Annotated in this window: 13 protein-coding genes; all 13 read right to left on the bottom strand. The window is 45.0% G+C overall.

Features of this window, described 5'->3' with window-relative positions; translation table 11 throughout:
- Positions 1-19 precede the first annotated feature (19 nt).
- Positions 20-577: a DNA-3-methyladenine glycosylase I gene (locus tag I5M19_RS10780; protein WP_200066340.1), complete on the bottom strand. Its 558-nt coding sequence runs from the start codon at positions 575-577 to the stop codon at positions 20-22.
- A gap of 2 nt (positions 578-579) precedes the next feature.
- On the bottom strand, positions 580-1,308 hold the full coding sequence (gene pgl / locus I5M19_RS10775) for a 6-phosphogluconolactonase (protein WP_200066339.1): 729 nt from the start codon (positions 1,306-1,308) through the stop codon (positions 580-582).
- 11 nt (positions 1,309-1,319) lie between these two features.
- Complete coding sequence (gene zwf, locus I5M19_RS10770) at positions 1,320-2,834, bottom strand: glucose-6-phosphate dehydrogenase (protein WP_200066338.1); 1,515 nt, start codon at positions 2,832-2,834, stop codon at positions 1,320-1,322.
- Between the two features lie 30 nt (positions 2,835-2,864).
- Positions 2,865-4,289: an NADP-dependent phosphogluconate dehydrogenase gene (gene gndA / locus I5M19_RS10765; RefSeq protein ID WP_200066337.1), complete on the bottom strand. Its 1,425-nt coding sequence runs from the start codon at positions 4,287-4,289 to the stop codon at positions 2,865-2,867.
- 1 nt (position 4,290) lies between these two features.
- Positions 4,291-4,914 carry an HAD family hydrolase gene (locus tag I5M19_RS10760; protein ID WP_200066336.1) on the bottom strand — a complete coding sequence of 208 codons (624 nt, stop codon included), beginning with the start codon at positions 4,912-4,914 and terminating at the stop codon, positions 4,291-4,293.
- 9 nt (positions 4,915-4,923) lie between these two features.
- Positions 4,924-6,021, bottom strand: coding sequence for a transaldolase (gene tal, locus I5M19_RS10755; RefSeq protein ID WP_200066335.1), 1,098 nt, complete (start codon positions 6,019-6,021; stop codon positions 4,924-4,926).
- A gap of 130 nt (positions 6,022-6,151) precedes the next feature.
- A complete protein-coding gene (rpiA, locus tag I5M19_RS10750) occupies positions 6,152-6,847 on the bottom strand; it encodes a ribose 5-phosphate isomerase A (RefSeq protein WP_200066334.1) in 696 nt (231 codons plus the stop codon).
- Positions 6,848-6,925: 78 nt separating this feature from the next.
- Entirely contained in the window at positions 6,926-8,929 is a 2,004-nt protein-coding gene (tkt, locus tag I5M19_RS10745) for a transketolase (RefSeq protein ID WP_200066333.1), read from the bottom strand.
- Positions 8,930-8,967: 38 nt separating this feature from the next.
- Entirely contained in the window at positions 8,968-9,723 is a 756-nt protein-coding gene (locus tag I5M19_RS10740; protein ID WP_200066332.1) for an ROK family protein, read from the bottom strand.
- A 292-nt stretch (positions 9,724-10,015) separates the two neighbouring features.
- Positions 10,016-12,379 (bottom strand): alpha-L-rhamnosidase-related protein, encoded by a 2,364-nt coding sequence (locus I5M19_RS10735; protein WP_200066331.1) that lies wholly within the window; start codon positions 12,377-12,379, stop codon positions 10,016-10,018.
- 569 nt (positions 12,380-12,948) lie between these two features.
- Complete coding sequence (locus tag I5M19_RS10730; RefSeq protein WP_200066330.1) at positions 12,949-14,487, bottom strand: carboxylesterase/lipase family protein; 1,539 nt, start codon at positions 14,485-14,487, stop codon at positions 12,949-12,951.
- A gap of 21 nt (positions 14,488-14,508) precedes the next feature.
- Positions 14,509-16,845, bottom strand: coding sequence for a glycoside hydrolase family 3 protein (locus I5M19_RS10725; protein WP_200066329.1), 2,337 nt, complete (start codon positions 16,843-16,845; stop codon positions 14,509-14,511).
- A 6-nt stretch (positions 16,846-16,851) separates the two neighbouring features.
- Complete coding sequence (locus I5M19_RS10720) at positions 16,852-19,233, bottom strand: glycoside hydrolase family 3 C-terminal domain-containing protein (protein ID WP_200066328.1); 2,382 nt, start codon at positions 19,231-19,233, stop codon at positions 16,852-16,854.
- Positions 19,234-19,395: the final 162 nt, after the last annotated feature.

The raw sequence follows: 19,395 nt of genomic DNA, 5'->3' as shown, positions 1-19,395 counted from the left end.
GTGTGGAGGCAATTAGTTTTTATCTGAAAGCACACTCCGGTATATGGTCATTCACCATGCCGGTGGCCTGCATGTGGGCGTAGCAAATAGTAGTACCAAAAAACTTAAAACCTCTCTTCTTCATGTCCTTACTAATAGCGTCAGACTCGGGGGTGCTTACCTGCGGTCCGTTGTAGGTGGTAATAGGTTTACTACCGGGCATAAAATTGTACAGATAGTTGTTAAATGAGCCAAACTCCTTTTGCAGTGCTAAAAAGAGCTTGGCGTTGCTGATGGCAGCATTAATTTTTAAGCGGTTGCGGATGATGCCCGCGTCATTCATTAAACGTTCTCTATCAACATCGGTAAAGGCTGCTACTTTTTCAGCATCAAAACCGGCAAAGGCATTACGGTAATTTTCGCGACGGCGCAAAATAGTTATCCAGCTTAAGCCGGCCTGCGCGCCTTCGAGTAGCAGAAACTCGAACAGTTTGTCATCATCGTGCGTAACCTTACCCCATTCCTCATCATGATATTGCATGTAAAGCGGGTCGGTACCGCACCAGCTGCAGCGTTTTAAATCATTACCGGTTGCCATTTTTAGTGTGAACTTAATTTTGAAGCGGCAGACTCATCTAAAAACCATTGCAGGTCGCCGTCAGGTTTTTCCACTATTAATTGAGCAGGATATTCTTCAATATCCTTATCGTCCTCAATAATATGCTTTACTGCTTCGGCTTTGCCTTCGCCATATACCATAAACACAATATGGTGGGCGTTGTTAATGAGCGGAGCAGTAAAGGTGATACGGTTCATTTTTACCTCATCAATATATAATGCCTGTACGGTAGCGGTATCATCGTGCAGTACGGATGTATGCGGGAACAATGACGCCGTGTGTGAGTTATCGCCCAATCCCAGCAGTATAAAATCAAAACAGGCGTTTTCACCGTCAAAAAAATCAATCAGGTTACTGGTGTACTTTTCAGCGGCTAATTCTGCACCTAAAGCGGTTTCCACCGGGAAAACATGTGCCGGGTCTATCCCCAGCGGGTCAAGCAAAGTGTTTTTGGCCATCAGGTAATTACTTCGCTCGTCGGTTTGAGGCACATCGCGTTCATCCCCGAAAAAAAACCAGATCTTATTCCAGTCAATTTTATCCTTGTATGATGATACCAGCAGCGCATGCAGTTTTTTGGGGGAATTACCGCCGGATAGTGCTACCGTAAAGCGGTCACGCTTAGCTATGGCCTCATTGCCACATTTAATAAAAAAATCGGCTATATTTTCCAGTGCTTCGTCGGCAGTTTTAAAAACGTTGATCTTCATCAGTATATATTTTATTTTTTTCCGTTAACCGGGAGGGTAAACCAATGGTAGCCATCGCGGGCAATAAGGGCTTCAGCGATTTCAGGTCCCCATGAGTCGGCAGAGTAATTCGGGAAGTTCAGGCTTTTTTTAGCCTCCCATGCACTTAGTATCGGCATGATCAGTTCCCACGCTGCCTCTACCTGGTCGCCTCGCATAAACAGCGTTTGGTCGCCCAGCATGGTATCTAATAGTAGTGTTTCATAAGCCTCGGGTGCTTGTGTAGTATAAGTGCCTTTATAGTCAAACACCATATCCACATTGTTAAGTATCATGTCTAAACCCGGGCGTTTGGCCTGTACCTGCATGCGCACGCTCATTTCGGGCTGTATACTTATCACCAAGCGGTTTTGCTGCCAGCTTTCAGCCGCTTCTGAAGGAAACACCAGGTGGGGTACATCCTTAAACTGAATGGTAATTACTGATGATGACTGGTGCATGCGTTTACCGGTGCGTACATAAAACGGTATGCCCTGCCAGCGCCAGTTATCAATAAAGAATTTAACGGCCGCAAAAGTTTCGGTATTTGATTTCGGATCTACCTCCTGCTCTTGCCTGTAGCCGGGTACTTCTTTGCCTTCCATCCATCCGGGGCCATATTGGCCGCGCACGGCGGATTTGCTGATATCATCCCCACTGAATTTGCGCATTGCCCTTAATACATCTACCTTGCGGTTACGTACTTCATCAGCATTAAAGCTAACAGGAGGCTCCATAGCTACCAGGCAAAGCAATTGCAGCAGGTGGTTCTGTATCATATCGCGCATGGCTCCTGCACCTTCATAATAACCGCCGCGGTCTTCTACGCCCAGTTGCTCGGTAACAGAAATTTGCACATGTTCGATGAAATTACGGTTCCACAAAGGCTCCAGTATAGAGTTAGCGAACCGGAACGCCATAATGTTTTGTACCGTTTCTTTACCCAGATAATGGTCTATACGGTATATCTGGCATTCGTCAAATATGCCCGAAAGCAGTGTGTTCAATTCTTTAGCTGATTCAAGATCGTGCCCGAAAGGTTTTTCAATAACTATACGGGTTTTATCCTTGTCGTCGGCAAGGTTTGCTTTTGAAATATTGGAAGCAATGATAGGGAAAAATTTAGGGGCCACTGCCAGGTAATAAATTACGTTGGCCACAGTGTTCCACTCTTTATTTTTATCCTTTATTTTTTTACCAAATTCGCGATAGGTTTCCGCGTCCTTAGCATCAGATATCTGGTAAAAAATGTGCTGCGAAAATTCTTCCCACTGCTCTTTTTTAACTTTACCATTGCGCGAAAAACTGTTGATGCCTTCCATCAGGTTAGCCCTGAATTCTTCGTCGGTAAGCTTGGTACGACCGGTGCCGATGATACAGTATTGTTCGGGCATCCAGCCATCTAAAAAAAGATTGTATAAAGCCGGGGCAAGCTTGCGCGAATTAAGATCACCTGTGCCACCAAAGATGATAAATATGGTAGGTTCGGATTTTATGGTATTGCTCATGATAATATTAAACTTAAAAAATAACGCGGGTTAGCTTTTAGCTACCCACTGTGTATGAAATTTACCTTCTTTGCCGATCAGTTCATAGGTGTGCGCGCCAAAATAATCGCGCTGTGCCTGCGTAAGGTTTGATGGCATACGTTTACTGCGGAACATATCAAAATAACTTAAAGCGGCAGCAAATGCCGGAGCGCCGATACCTGCCAATGCCGCGCCTGATACTATTGTTCTGGCACCCGGTAACGCACCGCTTACCAGTTTTTGAACTTCGCTGTCCAATAGTAAATGTGCTAAACCTTTATCCTTCTGGAAAGCATTGTAAATGTCATTTAAGAACTCGGAGCGTATGATGCAGCCTCCGCGCCATATTTTGGCTATGTCAGCTAATTTAAGATCGTAATTATATTCTTTTGATGCTTGCGAAAGCTCGAACATGCCCTGTGCATAAGTGATGACCATGCTGAAATAGAACGCCTGTTCTAAGGCTTTTACCATTTCGTCAGCATCACCGGTCATTTTAGTGCCGTTTTTGCTGTAAAGCTCTGCCGCCTGCACACGTAGTTCTTTATATTTAGAAAGATCGCGCATAGATACTGCAGTATCAATAACCGTGATAGGTGCCTGCAGGTCCATTGCTACCTGTGAGGTCCATTTACCGGTTCCTTTTGCACGGGCTTCATCCTTGATGTCATCCAGTAACAAGTGGTCTGTTCCAGGTGCTTTAAAAGCGAAGATATCTTTGGTTATCTCCATTAAAAACGATTGTAAACGGCCTTCGTTCCATTCGGCGAAGATCTTTTGTATGGCCTGGTTATCTAAACCAAGTCCGTTTTGTAATATCTCATAGGTTTCGGCAAGTAACTGCATAATGCCATACTCAATACCGTTATGCACCATTTTTACAAAATGTCCGGCAGCACCGGGACCTAAATAAGTTACGCATGGTTCACCGTCAACCTTAGCCGCTATGGATTCGAGTATAGGTTTCATTACACCATAGGCTTCCTTGTCGCCACCCGGCATCATACTTGGGCCTTTACGGGCACCTTCTTCACCGCCCGATATACCCATGCCAAAAAAGTGAAGACCTTTTGCCTCCAGGTAATCTACACGGCGGTTGGTATCAGTAAAATGCGAATTACCGCCATCTATTAATATATCTCCCTTATCTAAAAGCGGTATCAGTTCTTCTATAACATCATCAACAATTTTACCTGCCGGTACCAGCATCATAATAGCTTTCGGGCTTTTAAGGCTCTGCGTAAATTCTTTAATATCGCTAAAGCCTTTTAAATTCTTTTTGGTGCTTTCTTCTTCCAGTAATTTACCTTTTGAAGCATCGCTGTCATAGCCGGCTCCGGCTACATCATGATCGCCCATGTTAAGCAACAGGTTACGGCCCATAGTGCCAAGGCCAATCATCCCGAAATCGTATTTTTTGTCTGTGGTACTCATCTTATTGGAGATTTTCTTTCTTTAGATCGTTTAATATTTTTTTTGTTGATTCGAAGTCGACGTGCTGGTAAGCGCGGATGCCCAGTTTTTGGGCTGTTTTCACAAACATTATCCTGTCGTCGAAATATACGCATTGGTTAGGCGCGGCCTGGGCTATACCCATTGCCAGCTTAAATATACCCGGATCGGGTTTGCGCATATTCACTTCGCATGAGGAGATAAAAGCATCGAAACACTCATGAAGTTTGAATTTTTTTACCCGGTAGTCGTTTAGTTCCTTACCCTCGTTATTAATGGATATGATACGGAATCCGCAGGTTTTTTTCCATTCCTTAAGCCATTGCAGCATATCGGGCAATTCAACAGATTGGGAATAAATATATTCCTTAAAATCCTCGCGCACAAAGTCTCTGGGTTGGTTAAAAATAACAGTATCCAGGTAATCATCAAGCGTTATGCTGCCAATCTCGTACACGTTAAAAATAAAATTATGCAGAGCGTTAACCTCTGCATAATCCAATCCGAATTTTTTTGCCGCTTTTTGTCTGGACTCATGGCCCCAGCCATTACTCAGCAGGATACCGCCAATATCAAAAAACAGGATCTTAAGGTCTGTATATTTCATTGAGTTTATTTAAGCCTTTTTTTGCTGATCTTCAATTGCTTTTAACAATTTCTCAAAAGGCTTATTAAACTTCTCTATTCCCTCATCTTCCAGCTTTTGAGTAATTTCATCAATGTTGATGCCCGCTTGTTTAAGTTTTTCAAGCGTTTCAGTGGCTTTGTCCATGCCTTCTTCCAGCGTGTTGGCCGCAACTCCATGATCACGGAACGCTTCAATGGTTTCCAAAGGTGCAGTATCAACCGTGTCCGGGCCAATAAGTGCTTCTACGTATTTAGTATCTTTGAAATCAGGGTTTTTGCTGCTGGTGCTGGCCCAAAGCAAACGTTGTGGCCTGGCACCCTTAGCTTCCAGTTTTTTCCAGCGCTCACTGTTGAACACCCTCTTGTATATCTCGTATGCTTTTTTAGCTGATGCAATGGCTACTTCCCCCTTTAAATCACCCAAGCCTTTTTCGTCCAGCATTGGGTCAACCATTACATCAATACGGCTTAAAAAGAAACTCGCTACTGACGCTATGTTTTCAATTGATTCGCCTTTTGCAACGCGTTCTTCTAAACCGGAGATGTAAGCATCTGTTACTTCTTCGTAACGTGGTAAACCAAACAACAGCGTAACGTTAATGTTGATACCAGCTGCAATAGATTGCTGTATAGCAGGTAAGCCCGGTTTTGTTCCCGGTATTTTTATCATTACGTTTTCGCGGTCAACTTTTGCCCAAAGCTCTTTAGCCTGTGCAGCGGTTTCTTCGGTTTTTAATGCCAGAAAAGGAGATACTTCTAAGCTAACATAACCGTCGGCACCTTTAACTTCCTCGTTATATACCCCGCTGAAAACGTCAGCAGCATGTTGTATATCCTTCACCGCCAAGCCAAAAAATAACTCTTCAGTGGTTTTTGCGTCCTTGGAAAGTGTTTTTATATCCTCGTCATAATCAGCGCTGCTGGTTATTGCTTTTTCAAAAATAGCGGGGTTTGAGGTTACGCCTCTTATACCATCTTCATCAATTAATTTTTTTAAATTTCCTGATGAGATGATCTCGCGGTCAATAAAATCCAGCCAGATGCTCTGGCCGAAATTATGAATTTGCTTAACTTTATTAGTTGCCATATTATAGGTCGGTTAAAATTTGTAATTATTATTGTTAGAAGGTAAAAGTTCTCTTCAAATAAAGGTCTTAATTTATATGCTGTTTTTTGTAATTATAATCTCCTAATTCTGCCTTCGCAGTGTAAAAACACTAATTGGCTGCCATTAATATATTAAGGTTATAACCAATAAATAGGCCACTTTCTATAACCCCGGTAATTGTTTTAATGTCTTTCTCCAATTCGTTATGCATCTCGCTAAAATTACAATCCAATATCAGATTGCCGTTTTCGGTTATTATTGGCCCGTCCTTGCCTTTTGCAGGCCTTAATTTAACAGCAGTCGCGCCAATAGCTTTTAATCCCTTTTCAACATGCAGCAACGCCTGCGGAAAAACTTCCACCGGGATAGGGAAATTAGTACCTAACTTCTCCACTTTTTTAGAGTCGTCAACAATAATATAATTAACCGTACTTGCGCTTATCAGCAACTTCTCTTTGAACATTGCACCTCCGCGCCCCTTAATAAGGTTATTGTTCGGGTCAACTTCATCCGCGCCATCAAAAAGCCAATCGGGTGTATGTTCAAACAACGTAGTTAATGGTATACCCAACTTGCTGCAAAACATAGAGATCTCCAGCGAAGTGGGGATAGCCTTAACGTTTATCCGTTCTGTTTTTATTCTGTCAGCTATGGCCAGTAAAGCCATGTAAACTGTTGAGCCGGAGCCAACCCCAAGTACATCGCCATCCTTTACCATTGAGGCAATTTCAAGCCCTACTTTTTGTTTACCACTTTTGTTAATGATCTCGCCCGACCATTCCAACTGACTGATTAAACTATCCATTTAATGAGATTGATGTTAATAAACGGCATCAGGCAGCAGGTTTCAGCCCAACCGCCCAATACCATCTACTTATATCTCCTAAAGTAAAGCCTTAGCTTTTTTAACTACGTTATCAACTGTAAAGCCGAACACCTTATAAAGTTCTTCTGCCGGAGCTGATTCGCCAAAAGTGGTCATGGCTATAATATCGCCCTCATCGGTAACGTACTTATGCCAGCCTAAAGGTGAGCCGGTTTCCACCGCTAAACGTTTTTTAACAGCTTTAGGGAAAACTTTTTCTTTATAAGCTGCTGATTGTTTTTCAAATAACTCCCATGATGGCATACTTACCACACGGGCTGCAATACCATCAGCTTTTAATTTTTCCTGGGCCTGCAGTATCAATGATACCTCTGATCCGGTTGCCATTAAAATAACTTCAGGCTCTTTGTCGCTGTCTGATAAGATATAGGCGCCTTTTTCCAGTTCGGCTGCACTGGTGTATTTATCCTGATCAATAATTGGCAATCCCTGGCGGGTAAATACTAATACAACAGGCCCGCCTTTATGCTCTAAAGCCACGCGCCACGCCTGTACGGTTTCGTTAGCGTCAGCCGGGCGTATCACCGTAATGTTAGGTATAGAACGTAACGATATCAATTGCTCAACAGGTTGGTGAGTTGTACCGTCCTCGCCTAAACCAATACTATCATGCGTGTAAATATAAATAGGACTGATCTTCATGATAGCGGCCAGCCTTATTGGCGGGCGCTGATATTCTGAGAATATCAAAAAGGTAGCACTGTAAGGAATGATACCCTTAGTTAAAGCCATACCATTAATAGCCGAACCCATGGCATGCTCGCGTATGCCGAAGTGGAAATTACGTCCATCACGCTTCTCTGAAGTAAAGGAATCAAACTCTTTAAGATGTGTTTCTGTTGATGGTGCCAGATCCGCAGAGCCGCCCATAAGTTGCGGAATGCTTGCGGCAATAGCGTTTAACACTTTACCTGATGCCTGGCGGGTTGCCATTTTGCCATCTGCCTTAAAAGTTGGCAGGTTATCTTTCCAGCCTTTTGGCAATTCGCCGCTGGCGGCCAGTTCATATTCCGCGGCAAGCTCAGGAAATTTCTCTTTATATGCTTTAAAAAGCTCGTTCCATTTCTTTTCGTATTCTGCACCCCTTGCGCCTTTTTCATGATAGAATTTTTTTACTTCATCAGGCACTACGAATGATTTTTCCGGATCGAACCCGAAAAATTCCTTTACTAATTTTATTTCATCAGCACCAAGCGGTGATCCGTGTGATCCGGCTGTACCCGATTTATTAGGACTGCCATAAGCTATTAATGATCTTACACGAATTAAGGAAGGTTTCTGTGTTTCAGCTTTCGCGTTTCTTAATGCTAACTGCAGCGCGTGTACATCGTTAACATCGTCAACTTCCTGTACATGCCAGCCGTATGAGCGGAAACGCATACTTACATCTTCGTTAAAAGTAATATCGGTGCTGCCTTCAATGGATATTTTGTTATCATCATACAGGTAGATAAGATTGCCTAACTCCAAATGGCCCGCTAACGAGGCCGCTTCTGAAGTTACACCTTCCATCAAATCGCCATCGCTGCAAATAGCATAAATATGATAATTAAAAAGATCGAATTCCGGCTTGTTATAACGTGCAGCCAAATGCTTTTGCGCTATGGCAAAACCAACGCCATTGGCAAAGCCCTGCCCAAGCGGACCCGTAGTTACATCAATACCCGGTGCTAAACCATACTCCGGGTGACCAGCTGTTTTGCTGTTAAGCTGGCGGAAATTTTTGATGTCATCCAGGGAAAGATCGTACCCCGTTAAGTATAAAAAGCTGTATTGCAGCATACAGGCATGCCCTGCCGATAGGATGAACCTGTCGCGGTTTGCCCAATCAGGATTTTTTGGGTTATAATTCATCACCTCTGACCACAGCACATGGCCCATTGGCGCAAGAGCCATAGGTGTGCCGGGATGGCCTGAGTTTGCTTTTTGTACGGCATCAGCTGATAGGATGCGTACGGTATCAATTGCTAATTTTTCAAGATCTTTGTTTGTGTTATCCATTTTTTTAAAATAATGAAGGAATAAGGGGTAGGGTTAATTTATTTGGTGGGTGTGGCAATACCTATTTTACTCAGGGGTTTTCTGTCCTCATCCCACAATCGTGCTCCCCCTTTTATACCATCGGCATTTGTTACTATTTTCATGTTCTTATCAAGCTTAAATTTAAGCTTGCTGGAGTTTCCTCCTCCTATATATAATGTGTCGTAATTGAATACGGTTTTCAAAATTTTAAAAACCTTTTTTACGCGGCGGCTCCATTTTTCAGCTCCCTTTTTATCCAGGGCCTTATCACCGATATACTCATCATAATCACGCCCTTTAGACACAGGGTGGTGAGCTATCTCCAGATGTGGCAGCAGGTGGCCGTTCATTAAAAGGGCGGTACCAAACCCTGTACCTAAGGTAATTACCATTTCAAGCCCCTGGCCATTCACCACGCCAAGGCCTTGCATATCGGCATCGTTAACTACCTGGGTTTCCTTACCTAAGGCTTCTTTTAATTTTTTACTCAGATCAACGTCTTCCCAAAAGTGACTGCCCAGATTAGGTGCTGTTTTTACAACGCCGTTCCTTACGTATCCCGGAAAGCCAACTGATATCCTGTCATAGGGAGGAAAGCCTTTAACTAAGGTTTTTATGGCTTTAATTACATTGTCAGGGTCAGCTTCCGATGGGGTAACCACTTTCTGATAATCTATTTGTAATTTACCTTTACTATCTAAAATTGTAGCTTTAATGTGCGATCCGCCGATATCTATAGAGAGGATCTTTAATGGAGCAGTAGTACTTTTCATGAACCGTTGATATAGTTAACAGGCCATTAGCCCGGATCGTGCTGTAAATATCACATTTTTAATAATAAATAGATATTATTAAACTATAATATTAAGCATCAAATTAACAAAGCAGGAATAACAGTATAGCGCCTTGTCATAGTATAACAGTTTATATCCCTAAAGGTTTCCTGTTGCTTAATAAGCCTGACATGATATGACATTTAACAAACAAGATTGCTCTAATATACAGTTCATCTGCTGTATGTATATTTAAAATTTCACAATTTACCCGACAGGCATAATTATATAATTATAAATTAAAATTATTATTGCCACCGCTTAAAGGATAGTTTTTTCCTTTCCATACCAAAATTCCGGTAGTTTTGCCGGGTAACCCAATCTTTAAACTCCACTTTCCGCCACTTTTCACATAATTTACCGCTATAGTTCCATCAGGATGAGGTATTTGCCCCGATGCTTTTTCCATTTTACCTAAATGCGGCTCTATTTTAACCTTACTAAAGCCGGGGGCATAACTGTCGATGCCTAACACCGTACGGTAAAATTCAATATTAGGACTGGCCCCCCAGGCATGGCAGTCTGAGCGATTGTGCTGCAGGTCCGAAATTTCCGCCCAGGTGGTCAGGCCCATCTTAATATTATCGCGCCAAACGCCCAACCAATTCATATAGTCGTCTCCTAAACCGCCTTTTATTAAGGCCCTGTGCAGGTAATATTTAAAGTAGATAGTACAAGGTACCAAGGTAGTATCACGCTCCAGTTTTTTACTTAATGCGGCTGTATGGACGCCAGCAACTCCGGTTAAAATGGCCAGCGCGTTCGCGTGCTGCGACCATGTTGTTTTATCCTTCGTGTCGGCATACAGGCCTTTTTTACTGTCGTAATATTTACGCTGAATGGTAGCTTTTAATTGCGCTATTTTGTTTTGATATAACTGTACGTACACAGACATACCCAATTTGCTTTCCATTTCTGCAGCTTGCTCATAAGTGAGCAGCAATTGCATATCCAATATGGCCGATGTGCCGTCTGCTGCTTTTGGCGGCTGACCAAAATCCCAGCCTTTGCTATCTACCCAGTCAACAAAGGTCCAGTACGGGGCGTTTTTTAACGAGCCATCGGCTTGCTGGTACCGGCTAAAAAAATTCAGTATTTCACGGGTGCCGTTCAGCTTACTTTTTACAAAACCGGTATCGGGGCGGTACATCCAGTAATCATGCAGCATGCAGATATACCAAAGTGAAAAGGTGGAGATGATCTGCGGCGTGTAGGATGGGTGCCGGCTCAGCGTAATCCCTTCTGCCAGCCGCGAATGATCCATCTGGTTAAGGGCGTTGCGGGCCAGCCTGTCGTCGCCGCTGTTAAAGTACGATACTAATGCCTGTATGCGTCCGTCACCTATATATTGCAGCTGTTCGTAATAGGGGCAATCCATATAGGTTTCCATTGCGCATGAACGCGCGGTGCGCCAGCCAATGTCCAGTATTTGCTGAACTTCAGGATCGGCAACCTGTAAGCTGGCATTCAGCTTAAACGGATAGCCGGTAAACGTACCATAGATATCATCAATAGTTAAAGGTTCATCATCGGTGCTGATGTTTACCAAAATATAACGGAAGGTGCGGTAAGCCAGCGTGGTGAAACCTTGCCCGTTGCTGCCATTTGCTATCAGGCTATCCTTGCGGCCCACAAATTTGAACCCCACAGTTTCGTTACGGTTGGGTTTTACTATCTGGTAAATGTTGCCCACATTAATCATGGGCGACTCGGCATACGTGAGCGATATGCCCGCGTTATTGCCCCCGCTAAAATTGAGCGTTACATAGGCATTGGTGAGGAACCCCTGATCGAGCAGGAAGGATGCCCTGGTATGTGGCGGCACTGCGAATCCGCCTTTTCGCGCCGGGAAGCTGGCCGGAATATTAACGCCCGTAACTTGCCTGGTAGTTGCCAGGCGTTGCGTTTTTAGTTCCATTTGTGGCAGCGATGACGGTACCAGCATCCACCCTGTTGCGTTTACCGTTCCTTTGGGATTGCCACGGTCAATATTTTTTGCGGCTTTCCATTCGGTATCGCTATTGTTTTTAACAGTCTGGTGCATGTTTACCATTTCACCGGGACCTGCCACATAATAGGTGCTGTACCCCACGCCCGTTAGGGGTTGATAGGCCGGGTCGCGTATACCCTGCCAGGTGTTGTTGGTATTCAGTATTTCTTCTGCGGGGGTATCCCCCTGCAACATAAAGGCGGTACGGTCGGTTATTTGTGCTTCAGGGCGGTATTCTCCCTCGTTCCAAACCACGGCGCGGATCATGTTTTTTCCGGCCAGGAGGTAAGGAGCTATGTCAAGGGATTCGTAATTCCAGTAATACATATCCCCGCGTGCCGGGCCAAGCGAAACCAGTTGATCATTAACATATAATTTGTAACGATTATCTGCCGATACATGGATGATGAATTTTTTGGGTGCTGCATCCAGCGCAATACTTTTACGGAAATGGTAAACACCGTAGCTTTTGGCCGGCGCATCAGGAACGGTTATCCATTGGGCCTTCCAGGGATGATCAAGCAATAGGGTGTTAACGGTTTGCGCCCAGGCATTTTGCAGCAATAGAAAGCATAACAGGGCCAGTACAGCAGCTTTGTATTTCATGAATTAAGGTATTGGTAACAGGTTGGTTTTAAAGGTACAAAAATGTATTTATTGGCGTCCCATTTATGGGTTTTAGGAATAGCAAAGATACGGACTTTAGAAAAAAGTAAACTAAAACAGCTACTAACTTCATTGCCGTCCCATTTATGGGACGGAAGAATTAGAGATAGGTATGGCTTCAGCCAAAATTGACGTTTGTAATGCTGGTAAAATATCAATTTTCATTATGTTATGCTCAAACCCCGCCTTTCAAATCCTGCTAGTTTTTCGTATATTTATTATACTCAAAAAGTGCTGAAATTGGGCCGGGAAACCCTTCGAAAATTATTACCGCTCTACCGCCTTACAGCGGTAAAAACCAAAAATTTGTTACCTCTCAAACACGGGTTACAGGTAAAAAAATTAACAGATTTTGCAAGTGTTAAAATTGAAAACCGCGTTTAAATGCAGTGGAGATGGTTTTTTGCGCTCTCCCCTTGCATGAATGAAATTCAAAAATATTTATCCCCCAAAAACAAAAAAAGCGATGGTTTTAGGCCACCGCTTTCATCAGTTAATATATAGTTTAGTTAGTGTTGAGTAAGTTGTTTTATGGTGAAATCTAAAGCGGCCTTATCCGGCAATGGCTCGGCCTTGGTTTCCTTGCCTAATATCATGGTCATGTTGGTTTGTGTATTATAAGCGGGCCATTCCGGTAAGCCTTTGCCGTTAGGATTTCCGTTTTTAGTAAAGTTTACCCAGTATGCCGACATGGTGTTGGCCAGTTGTTGATCGACGGGTTGAAAAGGGCGGTTAACAAATTTCAGATTATCATAAGCATAAGCCACCTCTCCGGTATGGAAGGCCCCGTATTTCTCGAATTCCGGTGTGGCAGGCATACGGCGTGTAAAGCGGTAAAGATAAACCGGCGCACCGTTCTTTGCGCTTTGGGCATTTACCCAGCTGTAATTTTGTATGCCGAACAACCCATCGCGCGATAAGCGTATCTGCGAAACCTTTGCCACCGAATCGTTTCCGCCGGGGTAAAGTTTTAATGCTTCAGCAGCTTTGTCGCCAAAACGGTGTTGCATCTGCGCCTTATAGTCGGCAGCATCTTTCAGTTCGCCAAAAAAGGCATCATCCTCATTCCATCCGGTTAGTAAAGCCACTTTGTTCTCTTGGTTTTCCGCATAAATGGCCGGGGGAGTTTTTGGCATCACATAACCATCTATTATAGGCCTGAAGTTGTTTTGTTTTAATAATTCCTGAGCGGGCAGTTTCCTCAGTTCGGCAAGCGAATTCGCATTTAATGCTTTAGCCGCCTCCACGCCGCTTTGCTCGCCTTGTGCCAGCGACGTTCCTCCGGATGGGTCGGGCAGCATATAAGCGCCACTCTCGGCTATGGCTCCGTTAAATAAGCCTTTGCCCAATGGTGAGGTCACTAAATAATTTACACTCATGGATCCTGCCGACTGCCCCGCTATGGTTACCTTTTCCGGGTCGCCGCCAAAGGCAGCTATGTTCTTTTGTACCCACTGCAAAGCCGCCAATTGATCCATAATGCCATAATTGCCTGACTGGCTGTGCGGTGATTCCTTCGTAAGCTCCGGATGGGCAAAAAAACCGAATATGCCCACACGGTAATTTATTGTCACAAAAATGATCCCCTTTTTTGCCATGGCCTCACCATCATAAATGGGTACGTTGGTACCGCCGCTCACAAATCCCCCGCCATAAATATACACCAGTACGGGGCGTTTTTCTCCGGATAATTGTGCGCCTGTCCACACGTTTAAATAAAGGCAATCTTCGCTAATGGGCTGCTTGGCTATCAAAAACTCTTTGGTATATACCCCAAACGGGTTAGGTTCGGCCTGCATAGGACTTGGGCCGTAGGCGGTACATGCTTTTACGCCACTCCAGGATTTTACAGGTTGAGGCTCTTTCCAGCGCAAATCACCCACGGGTGGTGCGGCAAAGGGTATCCCCTTAAAAATATGTACGCTGCCATCCTGGTTAACCGCTCCTGATATATCCCCGGCATCGGTTTTTACAATATTCAAATTAGTTTGTGCTGTGGTGCAGCAGGCCAGCAACAATATTAGCGGTAGGGCAAAAAAGCGTTTCATAATTTAAGGTTTAAAACGAATTTATGGTTTTGCAACGGGTTTAACATACTTGGCCGTGCGATTATCTTTAATTACACCTTTCCAGTTTAGTCCGTAGCCAAAATCATACAAATGGCCTTCGCTATCGGTATAGCATTTCATATCATGCGGTACATCCTCAAATTGTGCTTCAACGGTTTTCATGTCGGCAGGCATTTGCAGAGGCAACAAGGCTGATGGCTCTGTTTTTCCTGTCAGAATATCCAGGCTGGCTTGTCCCTGTACACCAAAGTCGGCTATGATGGCATCGGCATCGTGTTCAAACTCGCCGAAAACCATAGGGTTATTAATATTGACTGAAACAATTACCGGTTTGCCTTTCATTTTAGCATAGGTATCGGTTACCATAGTTAAATCTGTTGTATTGGTAGCTATGGTTGATTTGCCTTTGTAACTGCGGTTGGTAAAACTCTCTAACGGATCGCCCCCGGCAATACTGGTGGCACGTGCAGTTTCAGCAGTGTACTTTCCGTATTGCAGCGATATGGGCACATACCCGGTGCCGCCGTTTTTAGCATCCTCACTGTTGTAACCGCCATTGCCCGCCGGGCTGCTGATAAATACCAGCGCGTAGTCGGCTTCATCGGGGTTATCGGTTACTTTAAAGTATTTTTTTACGATATCCATATTAACCGGGTACTCCAGTTTTTCGGGGGTGTTCATACCCAAAAAGTTACGACCGGCCGGCGTGTATTTTTTTGGTACGTAAACGGTTTTGCCCTGTTGCAGCGGCAGTATGCCGTTCTTGTTCTTCAGCATCACTATTGATTTTAGCTGCGCCTGGTAACCCGCGCTCATGAAGTTGGGATTACCCACCAGCTTTTGCGAAGCTTCCGGATCAAGATAAGGGTTCTCAAACAAACCCGTGCGGAAGATATTACGCAATAAACGCACGGCAGATTGCTCGAACCGGGCACGCATAAATGCTTCACCGTGATCTTTTACGCCCATTTGGTAAGCAGCTACTACGGGCGCTACTTCGTTATTACCCCCAAACTGATCAACCCCGGCCATTAGTATTTTGTAATGACGCTCGGCTACGCTGGCTTTCTCCATCCCCCATGATTTACCCGACAAGAAATTATCTATTGCGGTTTCATCACCGGTCACCAGCCAGTCGGTACATACCACACCATCATAATGGTATTTGTTCCTTAGCAGGTCGGTAATAATGTATTTGTTGTAGTTGTTGGCTACGTTCTCGTGGTTTTTGGTGTCCTGATTGTAAGAGATGGTGTAATAAGGCATTACCGCGGCAGCCATACCTGTTTTGCCATTCAACTTAAAAGCGCCCTGGGTAAAAGGGATTAAATGCTGCGCGAAATTATTACCCGGATACACGGCATATTTGCCAAAGCCATAGTGCGCGTCGCGGCCACCTTCGCCTGCGCCGCCACCCGGCCAGTGCTTTACCATGGCGTTAACGCTGGCATATCCCCAGCCGCCCTTTAATTCGCTGCTGCCGGTTGAGGTTTGGAAACCATCAATATAAGCGCGTGCCATATCGGCTGCTAACTGCGGATCTTCGCCGAAAGTGCCGCTTACACGTGCCCAGCGCGGGTCGGTAGCGATATCAACCTGTGGCGAAAGCGCGGTGGCTATACCCAGCGCGCGATACTCCTGCCCCGCAATGTGCCCGAAATTTTGTGTTACCGCAGGATCGAAAGTGGCCGCCAGCCCCAATGACCCGGGCCACATGGAAATAGTGCCTCCCGAACCGGCATTATATTCCGCCGTGGCCACCGTTCCGTTGCGCGGATCGGAACTGTTATTGGCTGGTATACCCAGCCCAATACCCTCTACAAAGGCCTGCGCGTTGTTGTTCCACTGAGCGGCAATCTCCGGGCTTTGTACCGAGGTAATAAGCACATGACGTACGTTATCATCCTTTAAAAATTGCTTTTGCTGGTCAGACAGGTCTGATGCCTTTGCGCCGCTTTCGGCAAACACCTTACCGTTGTACGTACCAGCAAACGGCCCCGCAGGAGCCGCCGGTATAGGCTGATGGCGGCTGTATAACATAAGCCCGGCTATTTGTTCCACACTCATTTTAGCGGCCAGGTCCTTTGCCCGCTCATCAACCGGCAGGCGCCAATCCTCGTATTTGTCCAGCTTTCCGTTCTTGTTCAGATCCTTAAAGGCCAGGCCATCTACGGTTAAAATTTTAACTCCCGATGTTGCCGAGTAGCCCAGTTCGCGGCCATTCTTATTGTTCACAAAAACAACATCGCCCTTTTTGGTTTCTGTCCACTTGTTTTGGGCCGATGCCGCTACAGGCAACAGGACTGTCAATAGTAAAAATTTATAATTGGTACGCATAGGGGTTTATTTTTTTAGTTCGGTAATTGGCTGTTGTGGTACTAATGCTTTATTTACCTTCTCAGTAATTATATCGGCAGCCAGGTTAAAACTCTCACTTTGTTTGATGTCTTCAGACGATGGACCTATTTTAACCGTGTACTTTCCTGCATCGGCTATCCATGCTTGTTTATCGGTATTGAATGAAGCCAGATCTGTAGCGCGTATAACAAAACCCACAACCTGCGATTGCCCCGGCTGCAGCATCACAGTTTTAACAAAACCTTTCAACTCTTCGGATGGTTTATCCAATGTTTTGGTTGGTGCCGACAGGTACATTTGCACTACCTCGCGGCCTGCAACAGACCCGGTATTTTTAACCCTTACGTTTATGGTAAGCGTACCGTTGAAGTTTTTATCACTCAGTTTAATATCGCTGAAATCAAAATTGGTATACGATAAACCATAACCAAAGGCATACGCCGGTTTTACATTAAAGGTGTTAAAGTAACGATAACCTACGTACATGCCTTCTTCGTACACTACCTGTGTAGGTTTTGCTGCCGGGGTGCCCGGGAAGTTTTTACCGGCAGGTATCTGCCCGTAATCAACCGGGAAGGTAGTAGCTAACCTGCCAGATGGATTTACCTTGCCGCTTAATATATCGGCGATGGCGTTGCCTGCTTCCAGGCCGGGTTGCCAGGCCAATAAAATACCGTCAACCCAATCGCGCCAGCTGGCAGTTTCAATAACTCCGCCTATATTTAATACCACCACTACTTTTTTGCCTTTAGCATGGTAGGCATCCGAAATACTTTTCAGCATGGCTTTTTCTGTATCCGACAGATAGAAATCATTCTCCAGTTTACGGTCGGCACCTTCGCCCGCGTTGCGGCCAATGGTAACCAGGGCTACGTCGGTATTTTCGGCTTCGGTAGTTATCATCCCGGTAACATCCATTTCAGGGATGGGAGGCGGCAGCATAAAAAAGTTGCGCTGTTTAGGACGTTTGGCCTTAGCATCAGCAATGTAGCCGGTATAGCTGTTGGCAAGGTTAGCATCTACCTTATAGCCTGCATTATCCAGCCCTTGTAAAAGTGATATGGTATAGGCCTTGTTTACATCGCCGCTACCGCTACCGCCTGCTATAATATCATAAGAGGTATTGCCAAAAACAGCCACGCTTTTGCCACTCTTAAGCGGCAGGGCGCTATCATCATTCTTTAACAATACCATACCGTTAGCTGCCGCCATGCGCGAAACTTCGGCATGCTCTTTAAGATCGGGTGCATCAGAATATTTGTATTTTTTGAACGTAGGCGATTCCAGCACAATATGTAGTATGCGCTCTACGCTTTCGTCCAGATCTTTTACATTTAGTTTGCCCGATTTAACAGCCTCTACAATGGCTTCCGACTGGTTAGGGCTGCCCGGCATTAACAGGTCGTTACCGGCGTGTATCTGAGCAACGGCATCCTTACCGCCAAACCAATCCGTCATCACGAACCCCTTAAAACCCCACTCTCCCCTTAAAATGGTGGTGAGCAGGTCGCGGCGTTCGGACGTATAAGTGCCATTCAGCAGGTTGTATGATGACATCACCGTCCACGGCTGGGCAGCCTTTACGCTGATCTCGAAACCTTTTAAATACAACTCGCGCAGGGCACGTTCACTTACTATAGTGTTGATGCTGTTACGGCTGGTTTCCTGGTTGTTGGCTACAAAGTGCTTAATGGAAGTACCCACTCCGTTCGATTGGATGCCCTCTACTATGGCAGCGGCCATGCGGCCGGATACTAAAGGATCTTCGGAGTAGTATTCAAAATTACGGCCACCCAGCGGGTCGCGGTGAATGTTAAGGGCGGGAGCTAATAAAATATCCACGCCGTACTCGCGCACTTCGTTACCAAAGGCAACACCTACTTTGCGTACCAGCGAGGTATCCCAGGAGGAAGCCAGTAAAGTAGCTACCGGGAAAGCGGTGGCATAATAAGTTTTAACACTGTCGCCATCGCGTTTGGGCTGAATACGTAAACCCGCAGGCCCGTCGGAAACGGTTAGCGACGGGATACCTAAGCGCGCAATAGCATGGGTACGACCAGCAGCACCGGGCACTCGCTCCGGAATGTTATAAGCATCCGGATCGGAAGGGGGGAGCTTGAACCCGCCGATATCCACACCTTCCTTTTTTTGTTTTTTACTCGGCGGCGGCATGCCCGGCATACGGAAACCCATCCCTACCACCATCTTGGCTTTTTCTTCGAGCGTCATGGCGGCTACCACCTGCTTTACATTTTTGGTGTTAAGCTGTGGCGCGCTTTTTTTGTTTTGGGCGAAGCCCGGGATTTGCAGCAGGCATACCAGCGCAAAAACGGACAATACCGTGCATACAGTGTAGTTTTTTCTCATGAGGAACACTCTTTTAAGTGGTTAATATCAGGTTATAATAAAATAATTGATTGGTTGTGCTGACACAAAAAAACAGATATTGTGTCAATAATACACAATAGTATATATTATTATTTTAAATAACAAGTGTTGAATGAGTTAGCGGGAATATTTAGCCAATAT

Source organism: Mucilaginibacter segetis (assembly GCF_016522075.1).
Lineage (GTDB): Bacteria > Bacteroidota > Bacteroidia > Sphingobacteriales > Sphingobacteriaceae > Mucilaginibacter > Mucilaginibacter segetis.
Note: the sequence above shows the minus strand (reverse complement) of the source record. Positions and strands in the feature narration are given on the sequence as shown.

Bases quoted from the DNA above. Each gene is read 5' to 3' on its own strand.
- I5M19_RS10780 (WP_200066340.1), bottom strand. From the start codon at position 577: ATGGCAACCGGTAATGATTTAAAACGCTGCAGCTGGTGCGGTACCGAC.
- pgl (WP_200066339.1), bottom strand. From the start codon at position 1,308: ATGAAGATCAACGTTTTTAAAACTGCCGACGAAGCACTGGAAAATATA.
- zwf (WP_200066338.1), bottom strand. From the start codon at position 2,834: ATGAGCAATACCATAAAATCCGAACCTACCATATTTATCATCTTTGGT.
- gndA (WP_200066337.1), bottom strand. From the start codon at position 4,289: ATGAGTACCACAGACAAAAAATACGATTTCGGGATGATTGGCCTTGGC.
- I5M19_RS10760 (WP_200066336.1), bottom strand. From the start codon at position 4,914: ATGAAATATACAGACCTTAAGATCCTGTTTTTTGATATTGGCGGTATC.
- tal (WP_200066335.1), bottom strand. From the start codon at position 6,021: ATGGCAACTAATAAAGTTAAGCAAATTCATAATTTCGGCCAGAGCATC.
- rpiA (WP_200066334.1), bottom strand. From the start codon at position 6,847: ATGGATAGTTTAATCAGTCAGTTGGAATGGTCGGGCGAGATCATTAAC.
- tkt (WP_200066333.1), bottom strand. From the start codon at position 8,929: ATGGATAACACAAACAAAGATCTTGAAAAATTAGCAATTGATACCGTA.
- I5M19_RS10740 (WP_200066332.1), bottom strand. From the start codon at position 9,723: ATGAAAAGTACTACTGCTCCATTAAAGATCCTCTCTATAGATATCGGC.
- I5M19_RS10735 (WP_200066331.1), bottom strand. From the start codon at position 12,379: ATGAAATACAAAGCTGCTGTACTGGCCCTGTTATGCTTTCTATTGCTG.
- I5M19_RS10730 (WP_200066330.1), bottom strand. From the start codon at position 14,487: ATGAAACGCTTTTTTGCCCTACCGCTAATATTGTTGCTGGCCTGCTGC.
- I5M19_RS10725 (WP_200066329.1), bottom strand. From the start codon at position 16,845: ATGCGTACCAATTATAAATTTTTACTATTGACAGTCCTGTTGCCTGTA.
- I5M19_RS10720 (WP_200066328.1), bottom strand. From the start codon at position 19,233: ATGAGAAAAAACTACACTGTATGCACGGTATTGTCCGTTTTTGCGCTG.